Source organism: Streptomyces sp. NPDC058000, assembly GCF_042886435.1.
In the GTDB taxonomy this organism is placed as follows: domain Bacteria; phylum Actinomycetota; class Actinomycetes; order Streptomycetales; family Streptomycetaceae; genus Streptomyces.
This window is the reverse complement of sequence record NZ_JBHVQS010000005.1, coordinates 89,644-102,992: the sequence shown is the minus strand read 5'-3', so window position 1 is coordinate 102,992 and position 13,349 is coordinate 89,644. Positions and strand designations below refer to the sequence as shown.

Here is a 13,349-nt window from a genome sequence, read left to right as displayed (position 1 = left end):
CCCCTTCAGGCGGCCACCACCACAAGCCATTTCGCGGACCTTTTCCCATGCCCGCGAACAAGGGCGTGCAACACCTACCGCGGCACTCTCAAGTAAGCGCCGCAAGCACCCTTGTGCGGCCGGGCGCCACCTTCCGCCTTCCTTTCACACAAGGGCCACCAGCCCAAGGGAGAGACACACATGGATGCTTCCGTCATCGTCGTGGGCGCCGGCCCGGCCGGACTCATGCTCGCCGGAGAACTCCGCCTGGCAGGCGTCGACGTCATCGTCCTCGAACGCCTCGCCAAGCGCACCGGAGAATCCCGCGGCCTTGGTTTCACCGCCCGCACCATGGAGGTCTTCGACCAGCGCGGCCTCCTCCCAGCCTTCGGCCAGATCGAAACCAGCACCCTGGGCCACTTCGGCGGCCAAAGAGTCGACTTCGCCGTCCTGGACGGCGCCCACTACGGAGTCAAAGGCGTCCCGCAGTCCACCACCGAGACCGTCCTGGAACAGTGGGCCACCACCCTGGGCGCCGACATCCGCCGCGGCCACGAAGTCCTCGCCCTGACCCAGGACACCGACACCGGCACAGTCACCGTCACCGTCGCCGGCCCCCAAGGCACCCACCACCTGAGCGCCACCTACCTGGTCGGCTGCGACGGCGGCCGCAGCACCGTCCGCAAGGCCGCCGGCTTCGACTTCCCCGGCACCGCACCAACCCGGGAGATGTTCCTCGCCGACGTCCGCGGCTGCCACATCACCCCCCGCCCCATCGGCGAAACCGTCGCCGGCGGCATGGTGATGTCCGCCCCCCTGGGCGACGGCGTGGACCGCATCATCGTCTGCGAACGCGGCGCCCCACCCCGCCGCCGCACCCAGCCCCCCACCTACGAAGAAGTCGCAGCCGGCTGGCAACGCCTGACCGGCCAGGACATCTCCCACGGCACCCCCCTGTGGGTCAGCGCCTTCGGCGACCCCGCCCGCCAAGTCACCACCTACCGCCGCGGCCACATCCTCCTGGCCGGCGACTCCGCCCACGTCCACCTGCCCGCCGGCGGCCAAGGCATGAACACCAGCATCCAAGACGCCGTCAACCTCGGCTGGAAACTCGCCGCCGTCACCCAAGGCACCGCCCCCACCAGCCTGCTGGACACCTACCACAGCGAACGCCACCCCGTAGGCAGGCGCCTGCTGATGAACACCCAAGCCCAAGGCATGCTCTTCCTCTCCGGCGACGAAATGCAGCCCGTCCGCGACGTCCTGGCCGAACTCATCCGCTACGACGTCGTCAGCCGCCACCTCGCCGGCATGGTCTCCGGCCTGGAAATCCGCTACGACGTCGGCCCCGGCGACCACCCCCTCCTCGGCATGCGCATGCCCCACCAGGAACTGATCACCCCAGACGGCCACAAAACCAGCACCACCTGCCTGCTGCACCCCGCACGCGGCCTCCTGTTGGACCTGACAGACGACCAGGCCCTGCGCCACACCGCCGCACCCTGGGCCCACACCCTGACCACCCTCACCGCCACCCCCCACGCCCTACCCCCCACCAGCCCCCTGGCCGGCACCACCGCCCTCCTCCTGCGCCCCGACGGCCACATCGCATGGATCCACCCCACCACCCCCACCCCCCTCACCGACGCCCTCACCCGCTGGTTCGGCCCCGCCCGCTGACCCGGCACGAAAGCGACCACACATGCACACCACCTTGATCGTCGCCCGCATGGACCCCACCTCCGCCGCCGACGTCACCAGGCTCTTCACCGACTTCGACACCACCGACATGCCCCACCTCATGGGCACCCGCCGCCGCCAACTCTTCTCCTACCGCGGCCTGTACTTCCACCTCCAGGACTTCGACGACACCGACGGCGGCCAACGCATCGAAACCGCCAAAACCGACCCCCGCTTCATCACCATCAGCGAAGACCTCAAACCCTTCATCCAGGCATACGACCCCGCCACCTGGCGCTCCCCGGCCGACGCCATGGCCCACCGCTTCTACCACTGGCAGGCCCGCTCATGACCGCCCGCCGCGTCGTCATCACCGGCATCGGCGTCCTGGCCCCCGGCGGCATCGGCACCAAAGACTTCTGGAGCCTGCTCAGCGAAGGCCGCACCGCCACCGGGGCCATCACCCTCTTCGACCCCACCCCCTTCCGCTCCCGCGTCGCCGCCCAAGCCACCTTCGACCCCGAAGAACACGGCCTGAGCCCCCAAGAAATCCGCCGCATGGACCGCGCCGCCCAATTCGCCGTCGTCACCGCCAAAGCCGCCCTCACCGACAGCGGCCTGAACACAGAAGACCACCCCCCACACCGCATCGGCGTCACCCTCGGCAGCGCCGTCGGCGCCTCCATGACCCTGGACCAGGAATACCGCGTCGTCAGCGACGGCGGCCGCCTGGAAAACGTCAGCCACCACTACGCACCCCGCCACCTCTACAACGCCTTCATCCCCAGCTCCTTTGCCGCCGAGACCGCCTGGGCAGTAGCCGCCGAAGGCCCCACCACCGTCGTCTCCACCGGCTGCACCTCCGGCATCGACGCCGTCGGCTACGCCGTCGAACTCATCAAAGACGGCTCAGCCGACGTCATGATCGCCGGCGCCACCGACGCCCCCATCTCACCCATCACCCTGGCCTGCTTCGACGCCATCAAAGCCACCACCCCCCGCAACGACGACCCCACCCACGCCTCCCGCCCCTTCGACGGCACCCGCAACGGCTTCGTCCTGGGCGAAGGCGCCGCCCTCTTCGTCCTCGAAGAACTCCACGCAGCCCGCCGACGCGGCGCCCACATCTACGCCGAAATCGCCGGCTACGCCCAACGCTGCAACGCCTTCCACATGACCGGACTACGCCCCGACGGCGCCGAAATGGCCACCGCCATCCACGCCGCCCTCACCGAAGCCCACACCAACCCCACCGACATCGACTACGTCAGCGCCCACGGCTCCGGCACCAAACAAAACGACCGCCACGAGACCGCCGCCCTGAAAAAAAGCCTCGGCGACCACGCCTACCGCATCCCGGTCAGCTCCATCAAATCCATGATCGGCCACTCCCTGGGCGCCATCGGCTCCATCGAAATCGCCGCCTGCGCCCTGGCCATGGAAAACCACGTCGTACCCCCCACCGCCAACCTCCACACCCCCGACCCCGAATGCGACCTGGACTACGTCCCCCTCACCGCACGCGACTGGCGCACCGACACCGTCCTCACAGTCGGCAGCGGCTTCGGCGGATTCCAAAGCGCCATGGTGCTGACCCGGCCCGAAAGGAACGCCGCGTGAGCCCCTCCACCGTGATCACCGGAATCGGCATCACCGCCCCCAGCGGCCTGGGCACCACCGCCTACTGGGACGCCACCCGCACCGGCCACAACGCCATCGCCCCCGCCACCCGCTTCGACCCCACCACCTACCCCGCCCAACTCGCCGGCGAAATCACCCACTTCACCGCCGAAGACCACCTCCCGGGCCCCCTCCTCGCCCAGACCGACCGCGTCACCCGCCTGGCCCTCCTCGCCGCCGACTGGGCCCTGGCCGACGCCGGCATCACCCCCACCCACCTCGACGCCTACGACATGGGCGTCGTCACCGCCAGCTCCTCCGGCGGCTTCGAATTCGGCCAAAACGAACTACGCGCCCTATGGAGCAAAGGCAGCCGCCACGTCAGCGCCTACCAAGCCTTCGCCTGGTTCTACGCCGTCAACACCGGCCAAATCTCCATCCGCCACGGCATGAAAGGCCCCAGCGGCGTCGTCGTCAGCGACCAAGCCGGCGGCCTGGACGCCCTCGCCCAAGCCCGCCGCCACATCCGCAAAGGCACCCCCCTGATCCTCTCCGGCGGCCTGGACGCCTCCCTGTGCCCCTGGGGCTGGGTCGCCCAACTCACCAGCGAACGCCTCAGCACCTCCCACGACCCCCACCGCGCCTACCTCCCCTTCGACGCCGCCGCACACGGCCACGTACCCGGCGAAGGCGGCGCACTGCTCATCCTCGAAGACGCCCACACCGCCACCGAACGCGGCGCCCACATCTACGGCGAAATCACCGGCTACGGCGCCACCTTCGACCCCGCCCCCACCAGCGGCCGCCCACCCACCCTGCGCACCGCCATCGAAGCGGCCCTGACCGACGCCCAGATGACCCCCACAGACATCGACGTCATCTTCGCCGACGCCGCAGCCCAACCCGAACTGGACCGCATCGAAACCCAAGCCATCACCGACATCTTCGGCGCCCACACCGTCCCCGTCACCGCCCCCAAAACCATGACCGGCCGCCTGAACTCCGGCGGCGCCCCCCTCGACGTAGCCGCCGCCCTCCTGGCCCTACGCGACCAAATCATCCCCCCCACCATCAACGTCACCCCCGACCCCACCCACACCATCGACCTGGTCACCCACGCCCGCCCCGCCCACCTGCGCACCGCCTTGATCCTGGCCCGCGGCCACGGCGGCTTCAACTCCGCACTCATCGTCCACACCAACCACCCCGCCACCCCAGCCGACCCCCGAGAGGCACACACATGACCCACCCCACCTTCACCTTCGAAGACCTCAAGGACATCCTGCGCGAGGGCGCCGGCGCCGACCCCGAAACCCTCAAGCAGACCATCCTCGACGCCACCTTCACCGACCTGGGCTTCGAATCACTGGCCCTCCTGGAAACCCTCGGCCGCATCGAGCGGCAGTACGACATCGCCCTCGACGACGCCGCCTTCACCGGCGCCAGCACCCCACGAGCCCTGATCACCCTGGTCAACGAGCAGCTCAACGCCGCCGTCGCCTAAAGCCGTCGGCGCCGTGCACCGTCGATGCCCAGCACGGCGCCGACACCCCACCACCCCCCCTTTTTTGTGAAGGAGAACCATGCCCGACCAGCAGCGCGTCGCCCTCATCACCGGCGGCACCAGCGGAATCGGACTGGCCACCGCCCGCCTCCTGGCCACCACCGGCCACGCCGTCTACCTCGGCGCCCGCACCGCCGACAACGTCACCCACACCGTCAAAGAACTGCGCGCCGAAGGTCTCAACGTCGACGGCAGCAGCTGCGACGTAACCGACAGCGCACAGATCACCACCTTCGTCCAGGCCGCCGTCGACCGCTACGGAACCATCGACGTCCTGGTCAACAACGCCGGCCGCAGCGGCGGCGGCGTCACCGCCGACCTCACCGACGACCTGTGGGCCGACGTCCTGGCCACCAACCTCACCAGCGTCTTCACCATGACCCGCGAAGTCCTCAACACCGGCGGCATGCGCAACAAAAACCGCGGCCGCATCATCAACATCGCCTCCACCGCAGGCAAACAAGGCGTCGTCCTGGGCGCCCCCTACTCCGCCTCCAAACACGGCGTCGTCGGCTTCACCAAAGCCCTGGGCAACGAACTGGCCCCCACCGGCATCACCGTCAACGCCGTCTGCCCCGGCTACGTCGAAACCCCCATGGCCCAGCGCGTCCGCGCCGGCTACGCAGACGCCTACAACACCACCGAAGACGCCGTCATGAAGAAGTTCACCGCCAAAATCCCCCTCGGCCGCTACACCACCCCCCAAGAAGTCGCCGGCCTGGTCGGCTACCTCGCCTCCGACACCGCCGCCTCCATCACCTCCCAGGCACTCAACGTCTGCGGCGGCCTGGGCAACTTCTGACCACCTGCGCACCAGCTAAGGAGACCCACCATGACGCAACCGGGCCCGCGCACCGTCGAGCACGAGATCACCCTCTCCGCCCCGGCCAGCGCCGTCTACCAGCTGCTCGCCCAGGTCACCAACTGGCCAAGGATCTTCCCACCGACCCTCCACGTCGAACAGCTCCAACAAGACCAGCACAGCGAACGGATCCACATCTGGGCCACAGCCAACGGCGAACCCAAAAACTGGACCTCACGCCGCACCCTGGACCCCGAAGGACTCCGCATCGACTTCCGCCAAGAAGTCTCCGCACCACCGGTGGCCTCCATGGGCGGCGCCTGGGTCATCGAACCGCTCTGCGCCACCCGCTCCCGCATCCGACTCCTGCACCACTACCGCGCCATCGACGACGACCCCGACAAACTGCACTGGATCGACAGGGCCGTCGAGAACAACTCCCGCCAGGAACTGGCCGCACTCAAAACCAACGTCGAAGCCGACCAGGCCGCGGGGGAGTGGACCTTCTCCTTCGAAGACACCGTCCACATCGCCGGCACCCCACGCGACGCCTACGACTTCATCAACCAAGCCCACCTGTGGCCAGACCGCCTCCCACACGTCGCAGCAGTCGACCTCACCGAAACCACCCCCGGCCTCCAACACCTGACGATGCAAACCAAGGCCAAGGACGGCTCCACCCACACCACCGCCTCCTACCGCGTCTGCTTCCCCCACCGACAGATCGCCTACAAGCAGACCACCCTGCCCGCACTGATGACCCTCCACACCGGCCGGTGGACCTTCCAAGAACACGGCAGCGGCGTGCGCGCCACCTCCCAACACACCGTCGTCCTCAACCCCGCCAACATCACCGCCATCCTCGGACCGGACGCCGGCATACCCCAGGCCACCGAGTACGTCCGCACCGCCCTGAGCACCAACAGCCGCGCCACCCTCGGCCACGCCAAGGACTACGCCGAAGCCCGGCGGCCCTGACCATGAGCGCCCCCACCCTCGACACCCACGTCATCGTGGTCGGCGCCGGCCCGGTCGGACTGATGCTCGCCGGCGAACTGCGCCTGGGCGGCGCACACGTGACCGTGCTGGAGCAACGGCACACCCCCACCACCGAGTCCCGCGCCTCCACCCTGCACGCCCGCACCATGGACATCCTCCACCAACGCGGCCTGCTCGCAGCGTTGGGCACCCCACCCCAAGGCGGCCCCGGACACTTCGGCGGCATGCGCCTGGACCTGACCAGCCCCAGCCCCCACAGCGGCCAATGGAAAGTCCCCCAAGCCCGCACCGAAGCCCTCCTGGCGCAGTGGGCCACCGACCTGGGCGCCACGATCCTGCGCGGCCACCGCCTCCTGGCCCTGACCCAGACCAAGGACCACGTCCTGGCCGACATCCGCGCAGGCAACCACCGCCACACCGTCCGCGCCCGCTACCTCATCGGCTGCGACGGCCAGACCAGCACCGTCCGGGAACAGGGCGGATTCGCCTTCCCGGGCCACGACGCCACCAAAGAACTCCTCCGGGCCGACATCGCCGACATCACCATCCCCGACCGACGCTTCGAACGCCACCGGGGCGGACTGGCCATCGCCTCCCGCGGCCCAGACGGCATCACCCGCGTCATGGTCCACCGCTACGGCACCCCCGCCACCCCCCGCACCACCGGCCCCACCTTCGAGGAGGTCACCACCGCCTGGAAACACGTCACCGGCGAAGACCTCACCCACGGCCGCCCGATCTGGCTCAACGCCTTCGGCAACACCTGCCGCCAAGCCGACCGCTACCGCAACGGCCGCATCCTGCTCGCCGGAGATGCCGCCCACCACCAAATGCCCGTCGGCGGCCAAGCACTGAACCTGGGCCTGCACGACGCGGTCAACCTCGGCTGGAAACTCGCCGCCCACCTACGCGGCACCGCCCCCCACGACCTCCTCGACAGCTACCACGACGAACGCCACCCGGTCGGCACCCGCATCCTGGGCAACATCACCGCCCAAGCACTACTCCTGCTCGGCGGCCCCGAAGTAGAACCCCTACGCGCCGTCTTCGGTGAACTCCTCACCCTGCCCCCGGCCCGCACCCACCTCGCCGCCATGATCAGCGGCCTGGACCACACCTACCCACCCGGGCCCGGCCACCACCACCTGGTAGGCACCCCCGTGCCCTACCACCACCTGCACACCACCACCCAAACCACCGACACCTTCACTCCCCTCCACGCAGGCCGCGGCGTCCTGATCGACCTCACCGACACCCCGACCCTCGCCCAGCGCGCGACCCCCTGGACCGACGGCCGAGTCCAGGTCCTGCGCGCCACCGCCCAACCGGGCACCCCACCACCGCCCTTCACCACCGCACTCCTACGCCCCGACGGCCACCTCGCCTGGGTCGACGGCGACCCCACCAGCCTGGAGGCCGCCCTGCACCGCTGGTTCGGACCACCACAGGCCCCACCCCATGCCACCGGGGCCTGACCGCAACCACCAACACCCCACCCCAACACCACGGAGGACACCATGGGCAAGCTCGCAGGAAAGACCGCACTGGTCACCGGCTCCAGCCGCGGCATCGGCCGCGCCACCGCACTACGCCTGGCACGCGAAGGCGCAACCGTCGCCGTGCACTACACCGCCAACGAACAGGCCGCCACCCAGACCGTCACCGACATCGAAACCGACGGCGGGCACGCCTTCGCCGTCCGCGCGGAACTGGGCGTCCCCGGCGACGTCGAGACCCTCTTCGAAGCCCTCGAAGCCGCACTGAAGGACCGCACCGGCACCACCACACTGGACATCCTGGTCAACAACGCCGCCATCATGGGCGGCGTCGCCCCCGAAGACGTCACCCCCGAACTCTTCGACCGCCTGGTCGCCGTCAACGCCAAGGCCCCCTTCTTCCTCGTGCAGCGCGCACTACCCCTGATCCCCGACGGCGGGCGCATCATCAACCTCTCCTCCGGCCTGACCCGCTTCGCCAACCCCCAAGAAGTCGCCTACTCGATGACCAAGGGCGCCATCGAACAGCTCTCCTTGCACTTCGCCAAGCACCTGGGCCCACGCCGCATCACCGTCAACTCCGTCGCCCCCGGCATCACCAACAACGGCAGCCCCGTCTTCGACATCCCCGAAGCCGTCGAGCAGATGGCCCAGATGTCGGCCTTCGGCCGGGTCGGCGACCCCACCGACGTCGCCGACGTAGTGGCCTTCCTCGCCTCCGACGACGCCCGATGGATCACCGGCGCCTTCCTCGACGCCACCGGCGGCACCCTCCTGGGCTAACCACCCCGCCCACCCCGCCGCCCCGCGCGGCACCGGCCGCGACCCTAGAGCGTCGCGGCCGGCCACAGCCCACCCTGGCGGTGAACCATCGCGCACCCCCGCACCCCACCCACACACCCCACCGCACCCCACCACCCACCCGGCGCCCGCACCGGCTGGGCGCTGCTGCTCGTTCTGGCCGGCAACATGCTCATCGACGCCCTGGAAGTCTCCGTCGTCATCGTCGCCCTCCCCCCGATCAGCACCAGCCTGGGCCTGACCCCCCTCACCGTCCAGTGGCTCATGGGCGGCTTCGCCCTCGGCTTCGCCGCACTCCTCCTCCTGGGCACCCCCCTGGCCACCCGCTTCGGACGCCGCCCCCTCTACCTCGGCGCCCTCACCGTTTTCACCCTGGCCTCCCTGGCCGGCGGACTGACCAACGACCCCACCCTCCTGGTCATCACCCGCGTCCTCAAAGGCATCTGCGCCGCCCTGACCGCACCCACCGGCCTGGCCATCATCACCACCACCTACCGCGAAGGCCCCGAACGCCGACGCGCCATCTCCCTCTACTCCTTCTTCGGCGCCATCGGCTTCACCACCGGACTCCTCCTGTCCGGCGCCCTGACCTCCCTCAACTGGCACCTGACCTTCCTGGCCACCGCCCCCGCCGCCCTGCTCCTGCTGTGCCTGGCCGCCCGCACCATCCCCCGCGACCCCCACCACACCACCAGCCCGCCCCCCGCCCCGCCCCGCCCCCCACACCACCTCCTGACCAACGGCCCCCTGATCCGCAGCGCAACTGGCGCCGCCACCCTCAACGGCACCTACCTCTCCCTGCTTGTCCTGACCGCCTTCTACCTCCAAACCACCTGGCACTGGACCCCCTGGCACACCGCACTGGCCTTCCTGCCCGCCTGCACCCCGCTGGCCGCCGCCGCCCTCCGCACCGGCCCGATGGTCGCCCGCTTCGGCGCCCCACGCCTGATCGCCCTGGGCGCCACCGCCCCCCTGGCCGGCTACCTGCTCGCCCTCGCGGCCACCCCAGCCCACTCCTACACAGCCGACCTCCTGCCCACCATGGCCCTGGTCGGCATCGGATTCGTCCTGTCCTTCACCGCCTTGAACCTGCACGCCGGCAGCGCCCTACCCCCCACCGACCGGCCCGCCGCCACCGCCCTGTACCAAACCGCCGTACAACTGGGCGCCGTCCTCCTGCCCACAGCCACCGCCGCACTCCTGACCGCAGGACTGGCCGGACACCCACCCGGCACACCCGGTACCACAGACGCCTACCGGCCACCCCTGGTACTGATCACCACCGCCGCAACCGTCTCACTGGCCATCGCCCTATGGGGACTACACGCCTCAAAAACCGCCCACCACACGCCAGTTGAGGCACAAACCGAATAACCCACACCCCGCTGCCCCAGACCGCCGCCCCCACCCCACCCGCCCGCCACCGGCGCACCACCCCCACCACCCCCAGCGCCGCAAGCGCACAGGCACCCCACCCTTGTTCAAGGAAGGCACCCGCCCATGACGCCCCCCGCCCACACCTCCAGACTGCCCTCGCTGACCGGCATGCGCTTCCTGGCCGCAGCCCTGGTCTTCGCCGTACACGGCGCCGCCGCCGGCGCCTTCCGCGACATCGGCGCGGCCGCCGACTACTTCCGCTTCTTCGGCAACGCCGGCGCGCTCGGCGTCTCCTTCTTCTTCGTCCTCAGCGGCTTCGTCCTGACCTGGTCGGTCAGACCCACCGACACCACCACCGCTTTCTGGCGCCGACGACTGCTGAAAATCTTCCCCAACCACCTCGTCACCTTCGTCATCGCCCTGGCCCTCCTGGCCCTGACCGGCACCGCGGTCGCCACCCACCAAACAGTGATCACCCTGTTCCTGCTGCACGCCTGGATGCCCGACAGCTCCTACGTCGAAGCCGCCAACAACGTCAGCTGGTCCCTGTCGGTGGAACTGCTCTTCTACCTCTCCTTCCCCCTGCTCATCAAAGCCATCAACAAGATCCGACCCCGCCACCTGTGGTACGCCGCCGCAACCACCGCCGCCCTGGTCATCTTGGTGCCGGCCCTCGCCCAACACCTGCTCCCAGGCACCCCGCACTACTCGTTCCTGCCGGTCTCCTGGACCCAGATCTGGTTCGTCTACGTCTTCCCGGCCGTACGCCTACTGGAATTCCTGCTCGGCATGATCATGGCCCGGATCCTGCTCACCGGCCGCTGGATCAACCTCCCCATCGTCCCCGCCGCCGCCTTGACGCTCGTCGCCTACCTGGTCCCCATCTACGTCGACCACAACCCGCTGTTCAACTACGCGGCGTTCACCATCATCCCGCTGGCCCTGCTGATCACGGCCACCGCCGCAGCCGACGTCCAAGGCCGCCGCACCCTGGTCAACACCCGCCCCATGGTGTGGCTGGGGGAGATCTCCTTCGCCTTCTACCTCGTCCACTACCTGGTCCTGAAGTTCGGCCACCGCGCCTTCGGCGCACAGCCCAACATCTTCGGCCAGCCCTCCGGACCGGCCTGGAGCACCCCGGTCGCCATCGCCTTCCTCCTGGGCTGCTTCGCCCTCTCCATCGTCGCGGCCTGGGCCCTGTACGCAACCGTCGAACGCCCCGCCATGCGCCGCTGGTCCCGGCCCAAGAACAGCCGCCCACAGCGCAGCGACCCCCAACCCCACAGCGTCCCCGCCGACACCCACTGAACCGCCCCACCCCACCCCATCCACCACCCCTCCTCCTTTGGAAAGGTCTCCCATGTCCACCCAGCAGCCCCTGCGCCTGGCCGTCATCATCGGCAGCATCCGCGACGTCCGCTTCGGCCCCACCATCGCGAAGTGGTTCACCCAACTCGCCACCGCGCGCCCCGACCTGGACATCGACGTCATCGACCTGGCCGACGTCCCCCTGAGCACCACCGGCCCCACCCGCGAACCCTCACCCGAGATGACCGCGGTCCTGGCCACCACCCGCCCCCGCCTCGCCCAGGCCGACGCCTTCGTCATCGTCACCCCCGAGTACAACCACAGCTTCCCCGCCGCCCTGAAGAACGCCATCGACTGGCACCTGGTCGAATGGCAGGCCAAGCCCGTCGGCTTCGTCTCCTACGGCGGCATCGCCGGCGGCCTGCGCGCCGTCGAACAGCTCCGCCAGGTCTTCGCCGAACTGCACGCCGTCACCGTCCGCGACACCGTCAGCTTCCACGGCGGCGCCGCCACCTTCGACGACGACGGCCACCCCAAGGACCCCGAAGGCTGCGAGAGTGCCGCCAAGGCCCTACTGGACCAGCTCACCTGGTGGGCCCACGCCCTGCGCCAGGCACGCACCCAGCACCCCTACGGCGCGTGACACCACGATGCCCATGAAGTACGACATCCTGGGAAAGACCGGACTGCGCATCTCCGAACTGGCCCTGGGCGCCGGCACCTTCGGCGTCGACGACTGGGGAGCCTCCCAGGAAACCGCCGCCCAACTCATCGACACCTACGCCCAAGCCGGCGGCAACTTCCTCGACACCGGCAACGTCTACGGCGGCGGACGCTCCGAACAATGCCTGGGCGCCGTCCTGACCGGCGGCCGCCGCGACCACTTCGTCCTGGCCACCAAGTACAACGCCATGACCAAAGAGGGCGACGTCAACTCCGCCGGCAACCACCGCAAAAACCTCGTCGCCTCCCTGGAAGCCAGCCTGCGCCGCCTGCGCACCGACCGCATCGACCTGCTCTGGCTCCACGCCCGCGACGCCCTGACCCCCGTCGAAGAAGTCATGCGCGCCCTCGACGACCAGATCCGCGCCGGAAAAATCCTCTACGTCGGCGCCTCCAACTGGCCCGCCTGGGAAATCTCCCGCGCCAACATGCTCGCCGAACTCCGCGGCTGGTCCGCCTTCGCCGGCCTCCAAGCCCGCTACAACCTCCTGGACCGCACCCCCGAACGGGACCTCCTGCCCATGGCCGCGACCTGCGACGTCAGCGTCTTCGCCTGGGGCGCACTGGCCGAAGGACGCCTGACCGGCAAATACCTACGCGGCGAACGCGGACGCCTGAGCGTGGAGAACTGGGCCGGCGACAGCGACCACGACACCACCCTGGTCCGCGAAGTCGTCCGCATCGCCGACGAAGGAGGCTGGACACCCGCCCAGGTCGCCCTCGCCTGGCTCCGCACCCGCCCCCACCCCGTCCTGCCCATCCTCGGCGCCACCCGCCCCGAACAACTCCACGACACCCTCGCCAGCCTCGACGTGACCCTGGCCACCGAACACACCACACGCCTGGACACCCTCAGCACCCCCACCCTGGGCTTCCCCCGCGACCTGATGCGCCACCCCAAATACACCCGCGGCGCCTACTCGGACCGCTGGCAGGACATCGAACGACGCCGCCCCCCAGCCCGCACCGTCACCGACGTCCTCTAAACACCCCACCCACA

General features: G+C 69.7%; 13 protein-coding genes. All 13 read left to right on the top strand.

Annotation, left to right across the window (positions count from 1 at the left end; translation table 11 throughout):
* Positions 1–180: 180 nt before the first annotated feature.
* The gene (locus tag ACFVT2_RS07845) at positions 181–1,659 is read left to right on the top strand and encodes an FAD-dependent monooxygenase (protein WP_390013466.1); all 1,479 of its coding nucleotides are present in this window, start codon (positions 181–183) and stop codon (positions 1,657–1,659) included.
* Positions 1,660–1,681: 22 nt separating this feature from the next.
* Positions 1,682–2,011: a TcmI family type II polyketide cyclase gene (locus ACFVT2_RS07840; RefSeq protein ID WP_390013464.1), complete on the top strand. Its 330-nt coding sequence runs from the start codon at positions 1,682–1,684 to the stop codon at positions 2,009–2,011.
* On the top strand, positions 2,008–3,279 hold the full coding sequence (locus ACFVT2_RS07835; protein ID WP_390013461.1) for a beta-ketoacyl-[acyl-carrier-protein] synthase family protein: 1,272 nt from the start codon (positions 2,008–2,010) through the stop codon (positions 3,277–3,279). Before ACFVT2_RS07840 ends, ACFVT2_RS07835 begins: the two co-directional genes overlap by 4 nt.
* Positions 3,276–4,523 carry a ketosynthase chain-length factor gene (locus tag ACFVT2_RS07830; RefSeq protein WP_390013458.1) on the top strand — a complete coding sequence of 416 codons (1,248 nt, stop codon included), beginning with the start codon at positions 3,276–3,278 and terminating at the stop codon, positions 4,521–4,523. Before ACFVT2_RS07835 ends, ACFVT2_RS07830 begins: the two co-directional genes overlap by 4 nt.
* A complete protein-coding gene (locus tag ACFVT2_RS07825; RefSeq protein WP_390013455.1) occupies positions 4,520–4,783 on the top strand; it encodes an acyl carrier protein in 264 nt (87 codons plus the stop codon). The genes ACFVT2_RS07830 and ACFVT2_RS07825 overlap by 4 nt, the downstream gene beginning before the upstream one ends.
* A gap of 79 nt (positions 4,784–4,862) precedes the next feature.
* A complete protein-coding gene (fabG, locus tag ACFVT2_RS07820) occupies positions 4,863–5,645 on the top strand; it encodes a 3-oxoacyl-ACP reductase FabG (RefSeq protein ID WP_390013452.1) in 783 nt (260 codons plus the stop codon).
* Between the two features lie 30 nt (positions 5,646–5,675).
* Positions 5,676–6,623, top strand: coding sequence for an aromatase/cyclase (locus ACFVT2_RS07815; protein WP_390013449.1), 948 nt, complete (start codon positions 5,676–5,678; stop codon positions 6,621–6,623).
* Between the two features lie 2 nt (positions 6,624–6,625).
* Complete coding sequence (locus ACFVT2_RS07810) at positions 6,626–8,119, top strand: FAD-dependent monooxygenase (protein ID WP_390013447.1); 1,494 nt, start codon at positions 6,626–6,628, stop codon at positions 8,117–8,119.
* A 42-nt stretch (positions 8,120–8,161) separates the two neighbouring features.
* A complete protein-coding gene (locus ACFVT2_RS07805) occupies positions 8,162–8,923 on the top strand; it encodes an SDR family oxidoreductase (RefSeq protein ID WP_390013444.1) in 762 nt (253 codons plus the stop codon).
* 186 nt (positions 8,924–9,109) lie between these two features.
* On the top strand, positions 9,110–10,315 hold the full coding sequence (locus tag ACFVT2_RS07800) for an MFS transporter (protein WP_390013441.1): 1,206 nt from the start codon (positions 9,110–9,112) through the stop codon (positions 10,313–10,315).
* Between the two features lie 126 nt (positions 10,316–10,441).
* Positions 10,442–11,626 (top strand): acyltransferase family protein, encoded by a 1,185-nt coding sequence (locus ACFVT2_RS07795; RefSeq protein WP_390013437.1) that lies wholly within the window; start codon positions 10,442–10,444, stop codon positions 11,624–11,626.
* 52 nt (positions 11,627–11,678) lie between these two features.
* Positions 11,679–12,269, top strand: coding sequence for an NADPH-dependent FMN reductase (locus ACFVT2_RS07790; protein WP_390013434.1), 591 nt, complete (start codon positions 11,679–11,681; stop codon positions 12,267–12,269).
* A 13-nt stretch (positions 12,270–12,282) separates the two neighbouring features.
* A complete protein-coding gene (locus ACFVT2_RS07785) occupies positions 12,283–13,335 on the top strand; it encodes an aldo/keto reductase (RefSeq protein ID WP_390013431.1) in 1,053 nt (350 codons plus the stop codon).
* Positions 13,336–13,349: the final 14 nt, after the last annotated feature.

What these genes read in the sequence shown, in the direction of transcription:
- ACFVT2_RS07845 (WP_390013466.1), top strand. Translation starts at nt 181, where the DNA reads ATGGATGCTTCCGTCATCGTCGTGGGCGCCGGCCCGGCCGGACTCATG.
- ACFVT2_RS07840 (WP_390013464.1), top strand. Translation starts at nt 1,682, where the DNA reads ATGCACACCACCTTGATCGTCGCCCGCATGGACCCCACCTCCGCCGCC.
- ACFVT2_RS07835 (WP_390013461.1), top strand. Translation starts at nt 2,008, where the DNA reads ATGACCGCCCGCCGCGTCGTCATCACCGGCATCGGCGTCCTGGCCCCC.
- ACFVT2_RS07825 (WP_390013455.1), top strand. Translation starts at nt 4,520, where the DNA reads ATGACCCACCCCACCTTCACCTTCGAAGACCTCAAGGACATCCTGCGC.
- fabG (WP_390013452.1), top strand. Translation starts at nt 4,863, where the DNA reads ATGCCCGACCAGCAGCGCGTCGCCCTCATCACCGGCGGCACCAGCGGA.
- ACFVT2_RS07815 (WP_390013449.1), top strand. Translation starts at nt 5,676, where the DNA reads ATGACGCAACCGGGCCCGCGCACCGTCGAGCACGAGATCACCCTCTCC.
- ACFVT2_RS07810 (WP_390013447.1), top strand. Translation starts at nt 6,626, where the DNA reads ATGAGCGCCCCCACCCTCGACACCCACGTCATCGTGGTCGGCGCCGGC.
- ACFVT2_RS07805 (WP_390013444.1), top strand. Translation starts at nt 8,162, where the DNA reads ATGGGCAAGCTCGCAGGAAAGACCGCACTGGTCACCGGCTCCAGCCGC.
- ACFVT2_RS07800 (WP_390013441.1), top strand. Translation starts at nt 9,110, where the DNA reads ATGCTCATCGACGCCCTGGAAGTCTCCGTCGTCATCGTCGCCCTCCCC.
- ACFVT2_RS07795 (WP_390013437.1), top strand. Translation starts at nt 10,442, where the DNA reads ATGACGCCCCCCGCCCACACCTCCAGACTGCCCTCGCTGACCGGCATG.
- ACFVT2_RS07790 (WP_390013434.1), top strand. Translation starts at nt 11,679, where the DNA reads ATGTCCACCCAGCAGCCCCTGCGCCTGGCCGTCATCATCGGCAGCATC.
- ACFVT2_RS07785 (WP_390013431.1), top strand. Translation starts at nt 12,283, where the DNA reads ATGAAGTACGACATCCTGGGAAAGACCGGACTGCGCATCTCCGAACTG.